Below are 19123 nucleotides of genomic sequence, written 5' to 3'. Positions count from 1 at the left end.
CCCGCCCGGCGGGGCGCGCGCAAGCGGCGGGACGACGCCCTGCGCGCCGCGCCGGAGACCGGGCGGCGCGGCGGCGGCGGACGCACGCCCCCGAAGCGTCGCGCCTCGCCCTTCCGCCTGCTGCGCCGCCTCGTCTACTGGAGCTTCGTCGCCGGCATCTGGGGCGTCGTCGCCCTCGTGGGCCTGCTCGGCTACCACGCCGCCCATCTGCCGCCGACCTCCGAATGGGTGGTGCCGAACCGGCCGCCCAACGTGCGGATCGTCGACGCCGCCGGCGAGCTTGTCGCCAACCGCGGCGAGACGGGCGGCGAGGCGGTGCGCCTCGAGCAATTGCCGCCCTACCTGCCGCAGGCGGTGATCGCCATCGAGGACCGGCGATTCTACAGCCATTTCGGCGTCGATCCACTGGGCCTTGCCCGCGCGGTGGTGGTCAACGTCACCGCCGGCAGCGTCGTGCAGGGCGGCTCGACCCTGACCCAGCAGCTGGCAAAGAACCTGTTTCTGAAGCCGGAGCGCACCCTCAGCCGCAAGATGCAGGAGGTGGTGCTGTCGCTGTGGCTGGAGTGGACCCACTCCAAGGCCGAGATCCTGGAAATGTATCTCAACCGGGTCTATCTCGCGCCGGCGCTACGGGGTCGACGCCGCTGCCCGGCGCTATTTCGGCAAGCCCGCCGCCGAGGTCGATCTCGCCGAGGCGGCGATCATCGCCGGCCTGCTGCGGGCGCCCTCGCGCTATGCCCCGACCCGCGACCCGGACCTCGCCCGTGAACGCGCCAAAACCGTGCTGGCGGTGATGGCCGAGCAGGGCTTCATCACCCGCCGGCAGGAGGACGCGGCGATCGAGCGGCCGGCCGAGGTGGTGACCGCCCATGTCTCGCGCGCGGAAAACTACGTCGCCGACTGGGTGATGGAGCAGTTGCCCGGCTATGTCGGCGCGCTCGACCGCGACATCCGTGTCGAGACGACCATCGATGTGGAGGCGGAGCGCGCCGCCGAGGCAGTGCTGCGCACCGTTCTCGCCCAGAAGGGCCGCGCGGCCGGCATCTCCCAGGGGGCGATCGTCGCGATCGCCGACGACGGCGCGGTCCGGGCGCTGGTCGGCGGGCGCGACTATGCGTCGAGCCAGTTCGACCGGGCGGTGACGCGCGGCGCCAGCCGGGCTCCGCCTTCAAGCCCTTCGTCTTCCTCACCGCGCTGGAGCGCGGCTGGCGGCCGGACAGCGTGGTGATGGACGAGCCGGTGTCGATCCGCGGCTGGCGGCCGGAGAATTACGGCAAGGGCTATCGCGGCGCGATGACGCTGGAAACCGCGCTGGAGCAGTCGGTCAACACGGTTGCGGCGCGGCTTGCGTCCGATCTCGGGCCGGCCAATGTCACCCGCACGGCGCGCCGCCTCGGCGTCGTCTCGAAGCTGCACGACAATCCCTCGATCGCGCTCGGCACCGCCGAGGTGACGCCGCTGGAGATCACCGCCGCCTATGTGCCCTTCGCCAACGGCGGCCACGGGGTCATCCCCTATGTCATCGACCGCATCATTGACGAGGACGGCAAGGTGCTGTTTGCGCGCAGCGGCTCGGGCCCGGGCCGGGTGATCGACCCGGCGCATCTCGGCGCGCTCAACCGGATGATGGCGGCGGTCGTCAGCCGCGGCACCGGCAAGGCGGCGGCCCTGCCGGGACGTGCCGTCGGCGGCAAGACCGGCACCAGCCAGGATTTTCGCGATGCCTGGTTCATCGGCTACACCCCGGGCCTCACCGCCGGCGTCTGGCTCGGCAACGACGACGGCAAGCCGACCAAGAAGGCCACCGGCGGCGGCCTGCCGGCCGAGATCTGGAAGACCTTCATGACCACGGCGACCTCCGGCCTGCCGGTCCGCCCGCTGCCCGGTCTCGCCTTCCAGCCGGCGGTTGCCGCCGCGCCGGATCTGGCCCCGGACCAGGCCGCGCCGCTGCCGCGCGCCGCCATGCCGCCCGGGATGCAGGCCCCCTTTCCGCAGGATGGCCCGATGGTGCTGGCGCCGAGCCCGGAAGAGCGCGGCCTGCTCGACCGGCTGTTCGGCAACTGATCGCGGCCCATTGCCAGTCCCGCTCAAGAAAAGGCCCGGCCGCGGCGAAGCGGTCGGGCCTTTGTCGTCGAGGCGCGTGTGACGCGTCCGGTCACTCCGCCGCGGCGCGGATTTCCGGGGCGGCGGCGTGCACGTCGGCTTCCACATAGGGTTCGAATTTCGCGAAATTCTCCACGAACATGCCGACCAGCTTGCGGGCCTGCGCGTCATAGGCGGCGGTGTCGGCCCAGGTCTCGCGCGGATGCAGGATCGCCGGATCGATGCCGGGCACCTCGGCGGGCACCGCGAAGCCGAAGTTCGGATCGGTGTAGTAGGGCACGTCCTTCAGCGAGCCGTCGAGGGCGGCCGACAGCAGCCGGCGCGTGACCTTGATCGGCATGCGGTGGCCGGTGCCATAGGCGCCGCCGGTCCAGCCGGTGTTGACCAGCCAGCAGTCGACGCCGTGGTCGGCGATCAGCTGGCGCAGCAGCTTGCCGTAGACCGACGGATGGCGGGGCATGAACGGGGCGCCGAAACAGGTGGAGAAGGTCGCCTGCGATCCCTTCACGCCCTTTTCCGTGCCGGCCACCTTGGCGGTGTAGCCCGACAGGAAGTGATACATCGCCTGCGCCGGGGTCAGCCGCGCGATCGGCGGCATCACGCCGAAGGCGTCGGCGGTCAGCATCACCAGATTCTTCGGATGGCCGGCCCGGCCGGTGGCGCTGGCGTTGGGGATGAACTCCATCGGATAGGCGCAGCGGCCGTTCTCGGTCAGCGACGCGTCGTCGAAGTCGGGCTGCCGGGTCTGGCGGTCGACCTTCACATTCTCCAGCAGCGTGCCGAAGCGCTGGGTGGTGGCATAGATCTCCGGCTCGGCCTCGGCCGAGAGACGGATGGTCTTGGCGTAGCAGCCGCCCTCGAAGTTGAAGATGCCGGTCTCGCCCCAGCCATGCTCGTCGTCGCCGATCAGGATCCGCTCGGGATCGGCCGACAGCGTGGTCTTGCCGGTGCCGGACAGGCCGAAGAACAGCGCCGACTCGCCCTCATGGCTGACGTTGGCCGAGCAGTGCATCGGCATGACCTGGCGCTCGGGCAGCAGGAAGTTGAGGAAGGAGAACACCGACTTCTTCATCTCGCCGGCATAGCTGGTGCCGCCGATCAGCACGATGCGGCGGGTGAAGTCGCAGGCGATCACCGTCTCGGAGCGGCAGCCGTGGCGGGCCGGATCGGCCCGGAAGGTCGGGAAGCAGAGGATGCGGAACTGCGGGGCGAAGCCTTCAAGGTCGGCGGCCGGCGGGCGGATCATCATGTTGCGGATGAACAGCGCGTGCCAGGCGTATTCCATCACGAGCCGGGTCGGCAGGCGGTGGGCCGGGTCGGCACCGCCGTAGAGATCCTCCACGAACAGGTCGCGGCCCTCTGCATGGGCCTCGAAGTCGGCCAGCAGCGTCTCGAACTGCGCCGGGGTCATCTTCTTGGTGTTGTCCCACCAGACGGTGTCGCGGGTGGTGTCGTCCTCGACGACGAACTTGTCCTGGGCCGAGCGGCCGGTGTGGGTGCCGGTCTCGACCGACAGCGCCCCGCCCTCTGCCAGGAGGCCCTCGCCGCGGCGGATCGCCTCCTCGTAGAGCGCGGGCGCGCGAGGTTGAACCGGATGGTCCCGCCGCCGCCGAGACCCAGTCTCGCCAGTCTGGACAGATCCGCGGAAGAGGTGGTGAGGCCCGTGGTCCCGGCGTCCGTGATGGTCACGTGGATGTTTCCCTGAGAAAGGCCCGGGCCATGGCGCCGGGCCGGAACGCGCAGCCGAGGCTGCCTGAGCGCGGCCCCCCGTCGGCCGCCCGCAGAGGGGCGGCCTTGAGGTGGCCAGCAAGGGTGAAATTCCGCTCGAAAGGGGAGCGGGACGTTCCACGCCGGATGCGCGGATGACCAGCCCGTCTTCCGGTGCCGCCCGGTCCTCACGCCCCTCGTGACGACCGCACTGCCGCACCTCGACTGTGGCTGCTCCTATGAGCTCATCGACAATACCTATCAAGCCTAGGCGAGCCATCTCGCGCCTGCAATAGGCCTTCAAGTCTAACAAAGGATGTTTTGCAGATTAATCGGTTGAATTCATTGATCTGAAAATTCAGGCGCTGAATTAACCGGACAACATTCGAGCATCCATTACGGCGATGTGCGGAGCGACGCGGAGGAAGACTGTCTAAATCGAGTAAGTCGCAACATATGATGGGTGGCCCGCAAATGTGCGGCAGTCGTTCAACACGACGCGCGGCCGAGTCAGCGATCCGGTGCTGCCATCACGCAGGCGCCGGCCCGGCTGCCAGCTCCGCCCCGCTCAGCGTCACGATCCGGCCGAAGCCGGCGACGAGGTGGGCGCGGTCGATGGCAAGGCGGCGGAAGGAGAAGTCGGCAAAGCGGCGTAGGCTTCGGCCTCCGGATGGCGGGCGAGGAAGGTCGCGCGGGCTTCGTCCGCCGGGCAGGGCGCGATCGTGCCCTCCAGCGTCAGCCGCGCCCCGGCCAGCGGATCGCCCTCCTCGCCGCCGGGGGCGACCAGCAGCAGGGCGGCGCGCGGATCGCGGTCGAGGTTGCGGGTGTGGACGGCGAGCTTCGAGACCAGCAGCAGCGGCTGCAGCGCGGCATCCGCGGCAATGGTGACGAGGCTGGCGAACGGCGCGCCGCTGGCCCCGAGGGTGGCGAGCGTCGCCGTGCGGGCCTCGGCGATCAGCGCGCGGGCGACGGGGACGGGGTCGAAGGAGGTGGTCATCGCGGCGTTCCTCGGCGGGGACTGACGGGTCGGGCACAGGAAATCACGTCCGGCGAGCCGCGTCCCGCAGGAAGATCGGGGTGGGGCCGGCGGGCAGGATCGGGCGCCGGATCGGGGGCGAGAACATCGGCCAGATCGACGAATGTTCACCGCAACCGGCCTTTTCTGCCTTATTTCGGCGGACCGGACCGCCTCCAGGTAGGCGCCGCCATATTTTATGCGTATTCATGCGGCGAATGACGGGGGACCGGCAGAAGCCGGCCGGCGATTCGACGGCCGGCCGCAGCCACCCGCGCGGTGTGACCGCGCCACGACATCCACGAGGATCAATGCCCACCATCGCCCTCGTCGACGACGACCGGAACATTCTCACCTCCGTCGCCATCGCGCTCGAATCGGAAGGCTACCGCGTCGACACCTACACCGACGGCGCCTCGGCGCTCGACGGCCTGTCCAAGGTGCCGCCGGACATGGCGATCCTCGACATCAAGATGCCGCGCATGGACGGCATGGAACTGCTGCGCCGCCTGCGCCAGAAGTCCGACATGCCGGTGATCTTCCTCACCTCCAAGGACGACGAGATCGACGAGCTGTTCGGCCTGAAGATGGGCGCAGACGACTTCATCCGCAAACCCTTCTCCCAGCGCCTGCTGGTCGAGCGGGTCAAGGCGGTGATGCGCCGGATCAGCCCGCGCGATCCGGCCGCGGCCAAGCCCGTCGACACCGCCCGCAACATCGACCGCGGGCCGCTGATGATGGACCCGGAACGCCACACCTGCACCTGGAACGGCCAGAACGTGACGCTGACCGTCACCGAGTTCCTGATCCTCTACGCGCTCGCCCAGCGGCCCGGCGTGGTCAAGAGCCGCAACGCGCTGATGGACGCGGCCTACGACGATCAGGTCTATGTCGACGACCGCACCATCGACAGCCACATCAAGCGCCTGCGCAAAAAGTTCAAGGCGATCGACGACGACTTCGATATGATCGAGACGCTGTACGGGGTCGGCTACCGCTTCCGCGAGATGTGAGGGTCGTGACCGGACACGTCGGCCGGCCGTGCCGGCGGCCGGTTGCACCGGCTCGCGAAGGGGCATCGGACCGACGGTAATGATGTGGATGACGGATCGGCACGACGGCATGGGCGGTGACACCCCCGAGCGCGACGACGCCCCTGGCGACGGGGCGCCCGGCAAGGGGACGTCTGGCGAGGGAATGCCTGGCGAAAGCACGGGCGCTGCCGCTCCCGACGCGCCGAGGCCCGGCCGCACGCGGCGGCGCATGCGCCTTGCCAGCGCCCGGATCTCGCGCCTTGCGACCTCCTACGCCTTCTCCTCGCTGACCCGGCGCATCCTGGTCCTGAACCTCGCCGGCCTGATCGCGCTGGTCTCGGGCATCCTCTATCTCAACCAGTTCCGCGCCGGGCTGATCGACGCGCGCGTCTCCAGCCTGCTCACCCAGGGCGAGATCATCGCCGGCGCCATCGCCGCGTCGGCGACGGTGGAAACCGACGCGATCACCATCGATCCCGACAAGCTGCTGCAGCTGCAGGCCGGCGGCACGCCGCCCGGCCTCGACGAGAATCCGCAGAGCCTCGACTTTCCGATCAATCCGGAACGGGTCGCGCCGATCCTGCGCCGGCTGATCTCGCCGACCCGCACCCGCGCGCGGATCTACGACCGCGACGGCTCGATGCTGCTCGATTCCCGCTTCTTCTATTCGCGCGGCCAGGTGCTGCGCTTCGACCTGCCGCCACCGGACCGCGGCGGCGACGGGATTGTCGGCCGCTGGTGGTCCGAGCTGAAATTCTGGTTCCGGCGCGGCGACCTCGCCGTCTACGAGGAGCGTGCCAGTTCCGACGGCAAGGGCTATCCGGAGGTGGCGACCGCGCTCGGCGGCGCGCCGGCGAGCGTGGTGCGCGTCAACGAGCATGGCGAGCTGATCGTCTCCGTGGCGGTGCCGGTGCAGCGCTTCCGCTCGGTGGTCGGCGCGCTGCTGCTGTCGACGCAGGGCGGCGACATCGACACGATCGTCGAGGCCGAGCGGCTGGCCATCGTCCGGGTGTTCGGCATCGCCGCCGCGGTGATGGCCGTGCTGTCGATCCTGCTCGCCGGCACCATCGCCGCCCCGCTGCGCCGGCTCGCGGCCTCCGCCGACCGGGTGCGCCGCGGCGCCAAGACCCGCGGCGAGATCCCGGAGTTCGCCGACCGGCAGGACGAGATCGGCAATCTCGCCCGCTCCTTCCGCGAGATGACCAACGCGCTGTTCAACCGGATCGAGGCGATCGAGCGCTTTGCCGCCGACGTCGCCCACGAATTGAAGAACCCGCTGACCTCCCTGCGCAGCGCCGTGGAAACCCTGCCGCTCGCCAAATCCGACGCCAGCCGCGCGCGGCTGCTGGAGATCATCCAGCACGACGTGCGCCGCCTCGACCGCCTGATCACCGACATTTCCGACGCCTCCCGGCTCGACGCGGAACTGGCCCGCGAGGATTCGGCGCCGGTCGACGTCGCCTCGCTGCTGGAGGGCGTGGTGCGCCTTGCCAACGACATGGGCCGCGAGGGGGCCGCCTCGGTCAGCCTCGTCTTGCGCGAGACCGACCGGCGCAAGCTCCGGATCATCGGCCACGACAGCCGCCTCGGCCAGGTGGTGAACAACCTGATCGACAACGCCCGCTCCTTCTCGCCGCCCGGCGGCACGGTGACCGTGACCGCCAGCCGCCGCGACGGCGAGGTGCGGATCGTCGTCGACGACGAGGGGCCCGGCATCCGCCCCGACGCGATCGAGCGCATCTTCGAGCGCTTCTACACCGACCGGCCCGACGGCGAGAGCTTCGGCAACAACTCCGGCCTCGGCCTGTCGATCTCGCGGCAGATCGTCGAGGCCCACCGCGGCACGATCGCCGCCACCAACCGTCATGATCCCAAGGACCCCGACAAGGTGCTCGGCGCGCGCTTCGTCGTCACGCTGCCGGCCGAGCAATGAGCGAGCGGCCGGTGGGGGACGGGGCTCCCGGGGCCACCGTCCACGGTTGCGCGCTGCGCCTTGGCGCACACGGCGTGCTGATCTGCGGCCGGTCCGGCGCCGGCAAGTCGCTGCTGACGCTGGCGCTTCTGGACCGCGAGAGTGACGCCGCGCTCGTTGCCGACGACCGGGTCCGGCTGGAGGTGCATGACCGGCGCCTGCGCGCGGTGCGGGTCGAATCCCTCGCCGGCCTGGTCGAGCTGCGCGGCCACGGCCTGATCCGCCTTCCCTCCGAGCCTGCGGTCGATCTCTCCCTCGTCGTCGATCTCGTGGCCGCCGCCGGGGTGCCGCGCATGCCGGAGGCGGACGAGGCCCGGGTCGTCCTCGCCGGCATCGTCCTGCCGCGTCTGCGGCTGCCGGCGATGGACGCGGGCATGGACCTCGCCGCTGCCGTCCTCGCCGTCCGTCTCGTGCTGCGGCATCCGGTCGTGGAGGATCCATTGCCTCCCCCTGCGACGAGGTCCGGCGCCTGAGGCCTCGTGTCCCGACCGGTTCCGGCCGGCGGTGTCGCCCGCCGGTCAGGATTGTTCTTGCGATTCGCCCGATCCTCGTGAAGATGGCGCCGACTGGAAACGCAGCCGCTGTTGTGTCATTCATGCCTCCGGTGACTGCCGCGGTGCCGTCGGACTGAGGTCGAGGGCACGGCAAGGGGTCGGCGATCGGTGCCGGTCGCATCGAACGCGGGCGGCGGGCCGAGGTCGTCGCCGACGACGGGGGGTAGCGTTCACGATGATCGGACTGGTACTTGTGACCCACGGCCGCCTCGCGGACGAATTCCGGGCGGCGCTCGAACACGTGGTGGGTCGGCAGTCGCATCTGGAGACGATCTGCATCGGGCCGGAAGACGACATGGAACAGCGTCGTCAGGACATCCTCAATGCGGTCTCGACCGTCGATGACGGCGACGGCGTCGTGCTGCTCACCGACATGTTCGGCGGAACCCCGTCCAACCTCGCCATCTCGGTGATGGACCACGAGCAGATCGAGGTGATCGCCGGCGTCAACCTGCCGATGCTGATCAAGCTCGCCAGCGTGCGCGGCGACCGGTCGCTCTCGGCCGCGGTCACCGAGGCGCGGGACGCGGGCCGCAAGTATATCAACGTCGCCAGCCAGGTGTTGTCCGGACAATGACCGACACCGATGCCAGCCCGGCGGACGGCGCCCTGACGCGATCGCTGAAGATCGTCAACAAGAAGGGCCTGCACGCGCGCGCCTCGGCGAAATTCGTCCAGTGCGTCGACCGCTTCGATGCCGAGGTCGAGGTCAGCAAGGACGGCCAGACCGTCAACGGCACCTCGATCATGGGCCTGATGATGCTCGCCGCCGGCATCGGCTCGTCGATCACGGTCGCCGTCTCGGGCACCGACGCGGCGGCGGCCCTCGGCGCCATCACCGACCTCGTCGTCAATCGCTTCGGCGAGGACGAGTAGGCCGGCGCTCCGGCTGTCTGGATTTGCACCGGCTTGTCCGACAGCCGCGGCCCACCGTTCGGGCCGATGTTCTAGCCGCCCGTCTCCTCCTGCGCCCGCCCCTCCCGCAGTGCCGCCAGCGCCTCCGGCGTGTCGACGTCGAGGGCCACCTCCGGGCCGAAGGCCACCTCCGCCACCGCGTCGCGGTTGTCGCCGATGAGATGCCGCGCGCCGGCGTCCCCCTCCAGCGCCGCCAGCGCCCCGAAGAAGCGCCGCGACCACAGCACGGGATTGCCGCGCCGCCCGCCGAAGGTCGGCACGGCGATCAGCGCGCCGGTGCTCGGATCATAGGCCTCGATCAGGCCGTCGATCACCGCCGCCGAGATCCGCGGCATGTCGCCGAGCAGGATCACCGCCGCCTCGCAGTCCTCCGGCACGGCGGCGATCCCGCAGCGGACCGAGGCCGACAGGCCGTCGGCAAAGTCCGGATTGTGCCGGAAGGTAACCGGCAGGCCGGCGAGCGCGGCCTCCACCTCGGCGGCCATGTGGCCGGTGACCACCGTGACCGGGCCGGCGCGGCTGGCGAGCGCCGCCACCACCGCATGGCGCACCAGCGGGAGTCCGTCCACCTCGGCCAGAAGCTTGTTCTCGGCGCCCATGCGGCTCGACCGGCCGGCGGCAAGCACCAGCGCGGCAACCTTCGGCGCCAGCCGGTCTTCGCCGGCGGCGACCCCGCTGCGCGGCGCCGGCCGGGTGACGATGTCCATCAGCAACCCGCCGACGCCCATGGCGACGATGTCCTCGCGGCCGACGCGCACGCCGGCAAGCAGCCGCTCCAGCACGAAGTCGAAGCCGTTTTCGCGCGGGCTGCGGGCGCAGCCGGGCGCGCCGACCACGGGCCGGCCGTCGAGTTCGCCGATCAGCAGCAGGTTGCCGGGGTCGACCGGCATGCCGAAATGGTCGATCCGGCCGCCCGCCGCCACCAGTCCGGCCGGGATCACGTCGGCGACATCGGTCACCGCCGACGCCCCGAACAGGACCACGAGGTCGATGTCCGCCGGCAAAGCGCCGAGCGCCTCGGCGACCGCGCCGGCGTCGTGGCCCACCCGCAGGTCGGCGGCGATCGAGGCCCCGGCGGGCGCCAGCCGGGCGGCGAGCACGGCCAGCGTCTTGTCCACCACTTTCGCCTTCAGGGTCGGCAGCAGGGTGGAGATCACGGCGACCCGCAGCGGGGAAAACGGCCGGATCGACAGCACGGGGCCGGCCGCCCCGGCGCGGGCGACGGCCGCCGCCACGGCCTCTTCGGGCACGGCAAAGGGAATGATCTTGACGGTCGCCACCATGCGGCCGGTCTCGGCGCCGCGGTCGGCCGGGCGGGTCGCCAGCGTGATGCCGGCGTCGATCCGGTTGACGGCGTCGACGGCAGCGCGGTCGACCTTGAACAGGCCCGGGGTCGCGGCAAAGAGATTGACCCGGCCGGTGGCCGGGGCCTCGACGAGAAGGCCGGGGCCGGCCAGCGCCTCGGCGATCCGCCGTGCCGCCTCGTCCTCGTGGACGTCGCCGGCCTCGAGCCGCGCGGCGACGACGCTGGCCACGCCTGCCGCCTTCAGCCGCGCCACCTCGGCGGCACCGAGCCACGTGCCCTTGCGCAGGGTGCCGCCGGCGTCGACCGCATGGGCGAGGATCGCGCCCTCGGCGGCCTCCACGGCGACGGGGCCGAGCCTCATGGCGCCTCGCGCCGGCGCAGGGCGCCGATCACCTCGCCATCACCGCCACCGCGATCTCGGCCGGGCTGGCCGCGCCGATGGCGAGGCCGATCGCGCGCGGATGCGGGCAAGGTCGTCCGCCGGCACGCCGGCCGCCGACAGCCGCTCGATCCGCTTGCCGTGGGTCTTCCGGCTGCCGAGCGCCCCGACATAGAAGCAGCCGCGCTCCAGCGCGTGGCGCAGCGCGAAATCGTCGATCTTCGGGTCGTGGGTCACGGCGGCGAGCGCCGTCCAGGGATCGAGGCCGAGGCCGGGCAGCACCTCTTCGGGCCACTCGGCGATCAGCCGCACCCCGGCAAAGCGCGCCTCGGTGGCAAATGCCGTGCGCGGGTCGACGATGGTCGCCTCGAAGCCGGCGATCGCGGCGATCGGGGCGAGCGCCTGCGAGATGTGGACGGCGCCGACGATCACCAGCCGCGGCGGCGGCAGGCAGGCGGTGAGGAACACGTCGCCGTCGGCCCCGGTCACCCGGCGCGACACGCCCGAGCGGAAGGCCTCGCGGATCTCGTCGGCGAGCGGATCGCCCTGCAGCGGTTCGCCGGCCCGCAGCAGGCGGGCAGGGGCGCCGGACAGCGGGGTTGCCAGCACCGCGGCGCGGCGGGCCGCGCGTTCGGCGTTGAGGGCGGAAACGAGGGCGCTGTCCATCAGTCGATGCGCTCCACCCAGACCGCGATCCGTCCGCCGCAGGACAGGCCCACGCGCCAGGCGGTCTCGTCGGCGACGCCGAACTCGATCAGCCGGCCGACGCCGCTGTCGATCACCTCGGCCGCCTCGGCCACCACCGCGCCCTCGACGCAGCCCCCGGAGACCGAGCCGCGGAAGTCGCCGTCGGCGTCGATCACCAGATGGCTGCCGGCCGGGCGCGGCGCCGAGCCCCAGGTCTCGACCACGGTGGCGAGCGCAACGCGGCGCCCCTCCCGCCGCCAGGCCTCGGCAACGACCAGCGGGTCGGCGGAGAGGGGATCGGCAACGTCCGGGACGTCGGCGTTGGTCGGTCCGGTCATGGCAGGGCCTCCGGTCATGAGGGCAGGGCCTCGGTTGCCGGCGCGCGCAGCGGGCGGCTACCGGTCAGCTTCTTGTGGACGTGGACCATGAAGGCGGTGGCAAACAGCGGCGTCAAGAGATTGACGAAGGGAACGGCCAGCACGAGCGCGATCAGCAGCCCGCCGAGGAAGATCCGCACGCCGTGGCGCGACCGCAGCGCCCGCACGGTCTCGCGGTCGTGGAAGCGGGCGGCGGCCTGCTCGAAATACTCCCGCCCGAGAAGATAGCCGTTGGCAAGGAAGAAGGCGGCGATGTTGATGCCGGGCAGCAGCACCAGCAGGAACACGAGGACGTTGACGGCGATCACCAGCGCCGTGAAGCGCAGCGCCGAGGCGATTGCCGGTCCGAGCGGCATCGCCTGCCCCGGCGCGTCCTGCGGGTAGTAGGTCCGCTCCACCGCTTCCGCGGCATCGTCGAGGAACAGGCCCGCGAACATCGACGTCACCGGCGCGATCAGGAATCCGAGGCCGATCAGCAGGCCGACACCGGTGAGGATGTCGACCAGCGTCTGCACCCAGGGCTCGGTGATCACCACGAAATGGGTGAAGCTGCCGTAGACCACCGCCCACACGGCGGCGAGCATCGCCAGCGTCAGGCCGAGGGCGCGCCAGAGCACGCTGCGGAACGGCGGCGAGAAGATCTGCGAGATCGCGAGCGAGGCGGCCTGGAACATGGAGCGGTGCGGTGTCCCTGTCGTCGCGGAATGGAAGATCCCGCGGATCCTTCGGAAGTGATCCTGTAGATAGGCGCCCGAGGGCACGGGCGGAAGACGGTGCCTCATGGATCGCGGCTCGGGCCGCATCCCGCCGGAATTGGCGCTTGCACCCGGCGTCTCATCGGTTATGAGACGCGCGACCCCGCCGGCGCGCCCGGCCGCATCCACGAAAGCGACTTCATGTCCGATCTCCGCTTCGACGTCCTCACCATCGGCAACGCCATCGTCGACATCCTCGCCCGCATCGAGGACGACCTCCTGGCGCGCGAGGGGGTCGCCAAGGGGATGATGCGCCTCGTGGACGGCGCGCAGTCGGCCGCGCTCTACGACCGGATCGGCCCCGCGATCGAGGCCTCCGGCGGCTCGGCGGCCAACACGGCGGCGGGCGTCGCCTCGCTCGGCCTGCGCGCCGCCTATTTCGGCAAGGTCGCCGACGACGCGCTCGGCCGGATCTACCGCCACGACATCCGCGCCCAGGGCGTCCACTACGAGACCGCGGCGCTTGTCGGCGGCGCGCCGACGGCCACGTCGATCATCCTGATCTCGCCGGACGGCGAGCGGACGATGAACACCCATCTCGGCGCCTGCCATGCCCTGTCGCCGGACGACATCGACGAGGACGTGGTCGCCGGCTCTGCCGTCACCTATGTCGAAGGCTATCTCTGGGATCCGCCGCTCGCCAAGGACGCCTGCCGCAAGGCCTTCGCACTGGCCCATGCCAGCGGCCGCAAGACCGCGATCACCCTGTCCGACAGCTTCTGCGTCGACCGCTACCGCGGCGAGTTCCTCGACCTGATGCGGTCCGGCACCGTCGACATCGTCTTTGCCAACGACAGCGAGCTGAAGGCGCTCTACGAGACCTCCGACCGTGCGAGCGCGATCGAGGCGCTCCGGGCCGACTGCGCCATCGGCATCGTCACCCTCGGCGCCGAGGGCGCGGTGGCGCTGCGCGGGACCGAGACGGCCCCGGCCCCGGCCTTCCCGATCGACCGGATCGAGGACCTGACCGGCGCCGGCGACCAGTTCGCCGCCGGCTTCCTCGCCGGTCTTGCCCGCGACCTGCCGCTGGCCGAAGCCGTGCGGCTCGGCTGCCTCTGCGGCACCGAGGTGATCGGCCATGTCGGCCCGCGCCCCGCGACCTCGCTCAAGGATCTGGCCGCCCAGACCGGCTTCCGGCTCTGAGGATTTTGCGGCGGGGCGAGGGCCGCGGGCGCGGCCTTTGCATCGCCGCGCCGTGTTCCTACATATCCGCCTGACCCGATCCCCCCAGGCGCCCCGGCTCGACCGGACTGTCCGCGCCCCTCTGGAGCTCCGATGTCCGACACCTCCTCCATGCCGGTCTGGCATGGCACCACCATCGTCACCGTCCGCAAGAACGGCAAGGTCGTCATCGCCGGCGACGGCCAGGTCTCGCTCGGCGCGACCGTCATCAAGCACACCGCCAAGAAGGTCCGTCGCCTTGCCGGCGGATCGGTGATCGGCGGCTTTGCCGGTGCCACCGCCGACGCCTTCACCCTGTTCGAGCGGCTCGAGGCGAAACTCGAGCAGTATCCCGGCCAGCTGACCCGCGCCGCGGTGGAACTGGCCAAGGACTGGCGCACCGACCGCTACCTGCGCCGGCTGGAGGCGATGATGCTGGTCGCCGACGCCAATGTCTCGCTGGTCCTGACCGGCACCGGCGACGTGCTGGAGCCCGAAGGCGGCGTGATGGGCATCGGTTCGGGCGGCAACTACGCGCTCGCCGCCGCCCGCGCCCTGATGGACACCGACCAGGACGCCGAGGCGATCGCCCGCAAGGCCATGAAGATCGCCGCCGAGATCTGCGTCTACACCAACGAGAGCGTGGTGGTGGAGAGCCTTGATGCGGCATGACCGCACCGTCCTCCCGTTCCCGCTACCACCCGGAATCGCGACATGACCGACTTCTCCCCCCGTGAAATCGTTTCCGAACTCGACCGCTACATCGTCGGCCAGGCCGATGCCAAGCGGGCGGTCGCCGTGGCCCTGCGCAATCGCTGGCGCCGCCAGCAGCTGACCGGCCAGCTGCGCGAGGAGGTGCTGCCGAAGAACATCCTGATGATCGGCCCGACCGGCGTCGGCAAGACCGAGATCTCGCGCCGTCTGGCCAGGCTTGCCGGCGCCCCCTTCATCAAGGTCGAGGCCACCAAGTTCACCGAGGTCGGCTATGTCGGCCGCGACGTGGAGCAGATCATCCGCGACCTCGTCGAGATCGGCATCCAGCTGGTGCGCGAGAAGAAGCGCAAGGACGTGCGGGCCAAGGCCCATGCGCTGGCCGAGGAGCGGGTGCTCGACGCCCTCGTCGGGTCGTCGTCCAGTCCCGCGACCCGCGACAGCTTCCGCCGCAAGCTGCGCAACAACGAACTCGACGACAAGGAGATCGAGATCGAGACCACCTCGACCCCGGGCGGCCCGGGCTTCGAACTGCCCGGCATGCCGGGCGGCGGCATGGGGGTGATGAACCTCAACGAGATGATGGCCAAGATGATGGGCGGGCAGAAGAAGACCCGCCGCACCCTGGTGAAGGACAGCTACGACCTGCTGATTTCCGAGGAGAGCGACAAGCTGCTCGATCAGGACCAGCTGGTCGCCGAGGCGATCCAGGCGGTGGAGAACAACGGCATCGTCTTCCTCGACGAGATCGACAAGATCTGCGCCCGCGAGGGGCGGATGGGCGGCGATGTCTCGCGCGAGGGCGTGCAGCGCGACCTGCTGCCGCTGATCGAGGGCACGACGGTCTCCACCAAGCACGGCCCGGTCAAGACCGACCACATCCTGTTCATCGCGTCCGGCGCCTTCCACGTCGCCAAGCCGTCCGACCTCCTGCCGGAGCTCCAGGGCCGCCTGCCGATCCGGGTGGAGCTGAAGGCGCTGTCGCGCGCCGACATGCGCCGCATCCTCACCGAGCCGGAAGCGAGCCTCATCTCCCAGTATGTGGCGCTGATGGCGACCGAGGGCGTGACGCTCGCCTTCACCGACGCCGCCATCGACGCGGTGGCGGATGTGGCGGTCGAGGTCAACAGCTCGGTGGAGAACATCGGCGCGCGGCGGCTGCAGACGATCATGGAGCGGGTGCTGGACGACATCTCCTTCACCGCGACCGACCGGTCGGGCGAGACGATCCTGATCGACGGCGACGACGTGAAGAACGGCGTCGGCGATCTGGCCAAGAACACCGATCTCAGCCGCTTCATCCTCTGAGGAGACGTGAAGGGGACGAGAGAAGGCCCCGTCCTGTGCGCCCCTTTGCTGTCCGGAAGGCGGAAACGCCCCGCCTTCCGGCAGGAATGCCCGCCGGGCGCCTTGACCGCGCCGCCTGCCGCGCCAGTATCTCAAGAGGATCAAAGGTTCGGGAGGGTTCCGCTTGCGCCCCATCATCCTCGCCCTCCTGGCCGGCGTCGCCTTCGCCGCGCCCGCTGCCGCCGAGCCGGTGGATGTCGAACTGGTGCTCGCCGCCGACGGCTCGGGCTCGATCGACGACGACGAGCTTGCCATCCAGCGCCGCGGCTATGCCGACGCCATCACCAGCCCCGAGGTGCTGCGGGTGATCGAGAGCGGCGCCTATGGCGCGATCGCGATCGCCTATGTGGAATGGGGCGCGGCCGCCTCCCAGCACACGATCGTCGACTGGACGGTGGTGCGCGATGCCGCCTCGGCACAGGCCTTCGCCGACCGCCTGCGCACCGAGCCGCGCGCCGCCTTCGGCTACAATTCGATCTCGGCGGCGATCGACTATTCGGTGCAGAAGATCGAGACCAACGCCTTCGAGGGCCACAAGAAGGTGATCGACGTGTCCGGCGACGGTCCCAACATCGGCGGACGTCCGGTGTGGGAGGCGCGCGACGACGCGGTGGCCAGGGGCATCACCATCAACGCCCTCGTCATCGACCGGCCCGGCGGCTATTCGACCATCATGGGCGGCGAGGCGCTGGCGCAGCATTACGAGCGCGACGTGATCGGCGGCCTCGGCGCCTTCGTGATGACGGCGGATGGCTCCACGTCGTTTGCGACCGCCGTTCGGCGCAAGATGGTGCAGGAGATCGCGTCCCGCTGAGCGAGGCGCGACGAAGGCGGCGTCCCGCGACGTGCATTCAGCCGCGCGAAGCTCTATATGCGCGGCAGACCCCTGCGCCTGCCGAGAGCCCCCGCGAGACCCCCATGTCGCTGACGCCCGCCGAGATCGAACGCTATGCCCGCCACATCGTCCTGCGCGAGGTCGGCGGCCCCGGCCAGCAGAAGCTGAAGGCGGCCCGGGTGCTGATCGTCGGCGCGGCGGGCTCGGCGCCCCGGCGATCCAGTATCTCGCCGCCGCCGGCATCGGCACCCTCGGCCTCGTCGACGACGACACGGTGTCGCTCTCCAACCTGCAGCGCCAGGTGATCCACGACAGCGGCACGATCGGGGAGAAGAAGGTGGCGAGCGCCGCCGCCGCCGTCCGGCGCATCAATCCGCATGTGGCGGTCGAGACCCACGACCTGCGCCTGGGCGCGGACAACGCCGCCGCGCTGGTGGCCACCTATGACATCGTCGTCGACGGCTCGGACAATTTCACCACCCGCTATCTCCTTGCCGACGTCTGCGCCGCCGAACGCCGGCCGCTGGTCTCGGCGGCGATCGGCGCCTTCGACGGCTCGCTCACGGTGCTGACACCCTATGAGACGGACGCGGCGGGCCGTCCCAATCCCGGCTACCGCGATCTCTTTCCCGAGCCGCCGCCGGCCGGCACCGTGCCGACCTGCGCCGAGGCCGGGGTGATCGGCGTGCTGCCGGGCATCCTCGGCTCGCTTCAGGCGATGGAGGTGATCAAGCTCGTCTGCGGCATCGGCGAGCCGCTCGTCGGCCGGCTGTTGCTGGTCGATGCGCTGTCGATGCGTTTCGAGACGATCCGCTACAAGGCGCGGCGGACGGCGGCCGAGAGCGCCTGACGAAGGTGCAGTGGCGGGCCGGGCCGGTTTGGGGCATTCTGGCGGGGCCGCGAACAGGCGGCTCCTGCCGCGAGACAACGGAGACAAGGGCGATGATGACCCCGAAGGACAAGAGGATGCTGCGGCTCTTTGCGCTGTCGCTGTCGGCCGCCGGCCTGCTGGTGGCGATGATCGGCGCGACCCTGGAAGCGAACGCCGGCTGAGGCGGAACGTGGTTTGTTTTGCCGGTTCGAGATGAGGCCACGAAAAAGCCCGGACGTTGCAGTCCGGGCCTTGCTCGTGATCTGCTGCAAGCCGGCCAGGCCGGGACGCGTCAGATCGCGTTGGCGATCCAGTTCTTGAGATCGGTCTTCGACGCCGCGCCGACCTTCATCGCCGCCGGCTGGCCGTCCTTGAACAGGATCAGGGTCGGGATCGAGCGCACGCCATACTTGATGGCGGTGTTCTGGTTCTGGTCGATGTCGAGCTTGGCGATGGTCACCGACCCGTCCATCTCGTTGGCGATCTCCTCGAGCGCCGGGGCGATCATGCGGCACGGACCGCACCATTCGGCCCAGAAGTCGACGACCACCGGCTTGCCGGCGCCGATCACGTCGGCCTCGAAGGAGGTGTCGGTCACTTTCATGGTGTTGCTCATCTGAAACGTCGTCCTCGTCGCTGTGCGTGAGGCCCGGTACGGTCGCCGAAAGGCCGGTCGCCCGCTGGCCACGCGAAGTGAGAGAGGCCGGCCTCTGCCGGTCTCCCGACGGTCGGCGCGAGGGAGGCCCCGAGTCGATCATCTTGCCTGATGACCGGAAGGTAGGAAGCCGCGGTGACAGCGTCAAGAACGCGCTGCGCGGGGCAGACGGGCGCGCCGATCACGTCCGCGTCGGCGGACGGTGATCACGGCGTGTCCGCGCGGCCGAACAGCCGGGCGGCGGTGGCCGCCAGATCGCCGGCCGGCACCTCGTCGAGCCGCGGCGCATCGGTCCAGAGGATCGCGGCGCGCACGGTCCGGCCCGGCCAGATCTCGGCGACCAGCCGGGCGTAGACGGCGATCTGCGCCAGATAGGCCTCGGGAATCACGCTAGGTGCCGGCCGGTTTGTCTTGAAGTCGATGATCAGCACTTGCGCGTCGGTCACCGCCAGCCGGTCGATCTGGCCGGCGATCGCCGCCGGCCGGCCGCTGGCGAGCGGCAGGGTTCCGGCGACGGGCACCTCGGCGCGGCTGCCGGGCGCGAACACCGCGGCAAAGGCCGGATCGTCCAGCACCCGCAGCACCTCGCCCAGCAGCGCCTCGCGCGCCGCTTCGTCGAAGGCCGCGCCTTCGGCGCCGGCGCCGTCGCGGGGCCAGAAAGGGCGAGACCGGCCGCGCGGCGCCGGTCGGGCTCAAGCTGCGGCAGGGGCCTCGAGCAGCCGGTGGGATGCGCCGGCCA

17 protein-coding genes and 4 pseudogenes are annotated in these 19123 nt (G+C 70.7%); 13 read left to right on the top strand and 8 right to left on the bottom strand.

Features of this window, described 5'->3' with window-relative positions; genetic code table 11:
* Positions 1-177: 177 nt before the first annotated feature.
* The 3 genes and pseudogenes from A6302_RS25835 to A6302_RS25820 form a co-directional block, all read left to right on the top strand.
* A pseudogene (locus tag A6302_RS25835) lies at positions 178-736 on the top strand (transglycosylase domain-containing protein); the annotation flags it as partial.
* Positions 737-781: 45 nt separating this feature from the next.
* Positions 782-1228 carry a hypothetical protein gene (locus tag A6302_RS25825; RefSeq protein ID WP_069307608.1) on the top strand — a complete coding sequence of 149 codons (447 nt, stop codon included), beginning with the start codon at positions 782-784 and terminating at the stop codon, positions 1226-1228.
* Positions 1195-2064, top strand: coding sequence for a transglycosylase domain-containing protein (locus tag A6302_RS25820; RefSeq protein ID WP_342586281.1), 870 nt, complete (start codon positions 1195-1197; stop codon positions 2062-2064). Before A6302_RS25825 ends, A6302_RS25820 begins: the two co-directional genes overlap by 34 nt.
* A gap of 91 nt (positions 2065-2155) precedes the next feature.
* On the opposite strand, the pseudogene A6302_RS14280 reads toward A6302_RS25820, so the two are convergent.
* Together A6302_RS14280 and A6302_RS14275 are read right to left on the bottom strand one after the other, a co-directional pair.
* Positions 2156-3732 (bottom strand): annotated as a pseudogene (locus A6302_RS14280) (phosphoenolpyruvate carboxykinase).
* Between the two features lie 652 nt (positions 3733-4384).
* Positions 4385-4807: a pyridoxamine 5'-phosphate oxidase family protein gene (locus A6302_RS14275; RefSeq protein ID WP_069307606.1), complete on the bottom strand. Its 423-nt coding sequence runs from the start codon at positions 4805-4807 to the stop codon at positions 4385-4387.
* A gap of 329 nt (positions 4808-5136) precedes the next feature.
* Between A6302_RS14275 and A6302_RS14270 the strand changes: the two genes are divergently transcribed.
* The 5 genes from A6302_RS14270 (at position 5137) to A6302_RS14250 (ending at position 9261) form a co-directional block, all read left to right on the top strand.
* Positions 5137-5838, top strand: a complete 702-nt coding sequence (locus A6302_RS14270) for a response regulator transcription factor (protein WP_069307605.1) — start codon at positions 5137-5139, stop codon at positions 5836-5838.
* Between the two features lie 184 nt (positions 5839-6022).
* Positions 6023-7792: a stimulus-sensing domain-containing protein gene (locus A6302_RS14265; protein ID WP_069307609.1), complete on the top strand. Its 1770-nt coding sequence runs from the start codon at positions 6023-6025 to the stop codon at positions 7790-7792.
* Positions 7793-7803: 11 nt separating this feature from the next.
* The gene (locus A6302_RS14260; protein WP_245294072.1) at positions 7804-8304 is read left to right on the top strand and encodes an HPr kinase/phosphorylase; all 501 of its coding nucleotides are present in this window, start codon (positions 7804-7806) and stop codon (positions 8302-8304) included.
* 256 nt (positions 8305-8560) lie between these two features.
* Positions 8561-8962 carry a PTS sugar transporter subunit IIA gene (locus A6302_RS14255; protein ID WP_069307603.1) on the top strand — a complete coding sequence of 134 codons (402 nt, stop codon included), beginning with the start codon at positions 8561-8563 and terminating at the stop codon, positions 8960-8962.
* Positions 8959-9261 (top strand): HPr family phosphocarrier protein, encoded by a 303-nt coding sequence (locus A6302_RS14250; protein WP_069307602.1) that lies wholly within the window; start codon positions 8959-8961, stop codon positions 9259-9261. The genes A6302_RS14255 and A6302_RS14250 overlap by 4 nt, the downstream gene beginning before the upstream one ends.
* 71 nt (positions 9262-9332) lie before the next feature.
* Here A6302_RS14250 and A6302_RS14245 read toward each other — a convergent pair whose 3' ends face one another.
* Genes A6302_RS14245 through A6302_RS14230 form a run of 4 tightly spaced genes read right to left on the bottom strand, consistent with a single transcriptional unit; the run spans position 9333 to position 12723 of the window.
* A complete protein-coding gene (locus A6302_RS14245; protein ID WP_069307601.1) occupies positions 9333-10967 on the bottom strand; it encodes an NTP transferase domain-containing protein in 1635 nt (544 codons plus the stop codon).
* 39 nt (positions 10968-11006) lie between these two features.
* Complete coding sequence (locus tag A6302_RS14240; RefSeq protein WP_342586280.1) at positions 11007-11651, bottom strand: XdhC family protein; 645 nt, start codon at positions 11649-11651, stop codon at positions 11007-11009.
* The gene (locus tag A6302_RS14235) at positions 11651-12010 is read right to left on the bottom strand and encodes an XdhC family protein (RefSeq protein WP_069307600.1); all 360 of its coding nucleotides are present in this window, start codon (positions 12008-12010) and stop codon (positions 11651-11653) included. The genes A6302_RS14240 and A6302_RS14235 overlap by 1 nt, the downstream gene beginning before the upstream one ends.
* Positions 12011-12024: 14 nt before the next feature.
* A complete protein-coding gene (locus tag A6302_RS14230) occupies positions 12025-12723 on the bottom strand; it encodes a sulfate transporter family protein (protein ID WP_069307599.1) in 699 nt (232 codons plus the stop codon).
* A gap of 222 nt (positions 12724-12945) precedes the next feature.
* On the opposite strand from A6302_RS14230, the gene A6302_RS14225 reads away from it, so the two are divergent.
* From A6302_RS14225 to A6302_RS14205, 5 genes and pseudogenes are all read left to right on the top strand, one after another.
* The gene (locus A6302_RS14225; RefSeq protein WP_069307598.1) at positions 12946-13947 is read left to right on the top strand and encodes an adenosine kinase; all 1002 of its coding nucleotides are present in this window, start codon (positions 12946-12948) and stop codon (positions 13945-13947) included.
* Positions 13948-14079: 132 nt separating this feature from the next.
* Entirely contained in the window at positions 14080-14637 is a 558-nt protein-coding gene (gene hslV, locus A6302_RS14220; protein WP_069307597.1) for an ATP-dependent protease subunit HslV, read from the top strand.
* Positions 14638-14679: 42 nt separating this feature from the next.
* A complete protein-coding gene (gene hslU / locus A6302_RS14215; RefSeq protein ID WP_069307596.1) occupies positions 14680-15984 on the top strand; it encodes an ATP-dependent protease ATPase subunit HslU in 1305 nt (434 codons plus the stop codon).
* 163 nt (positions 15985-16147) lie between these two features.
* A complete protein-coding gene (locus A6302_RS14210; RefSeq protein WP_069307595.1) occupies positions 16148-16837 on the top strand; it encodes a DUF1194 domain-containing protein in 690 nt (229 codons plus the stop codon).
* Positions 16838-16941: 104 nt separating this feature from the next.
* Positions 16942-17708, top strand: a pseudogene (locus tag A6302_RS14205) (molybdopterin-synthase adenylyltransferase MoeB).
* A gap of 313 nt (positions 17709-18021) precedes the next feature.
* On the opposite strand, the gene trxA reads toward A6302_RS14205, so the two are convergent.
* Both trxA and A6302_RS14195 read right to left on the bottom strand, forming a co-directional pair.
* Positions 18022-18417 carry a thioredoxin TrxA gene (trxA, locus tag A6302_RS14200; protein ID WP_483428744.1) on the bottom strand — a complete coding sequence of 132 codons (396 nt, stop codon included), beginning with the start codon at positions 18415-18417 and terminating at the stop codon, positions 18022-18024.
* A gap of 173 nt (positions 18418-18590) precedes the next feature.
* A pseudogene (locus tag A6302_RS14195) lies at positions 18591-19025 on the bottom strand (PD-(D/E)XK nuclease family protein); the annotation flags it as partial.
* Between the last annotated feature and the right edge of the window lie 98 nt (positions 19026-19123).

The organism is Methylobrevis pamukkalensis (assembly GCF_001720135.1).
GTDB classification, from domain to species: Bacteria; Pseudomonadota; Alphaproteobacteria; order Rhizobiales; family Pleomorphomonadaceae; genus Methylobrevis; species Methylobrevis pamukkalensis.
Note: the sequence above shows the minus strand (reverse complement) of the source record. Positions and strands in the feature narration are given on the sequence as shown.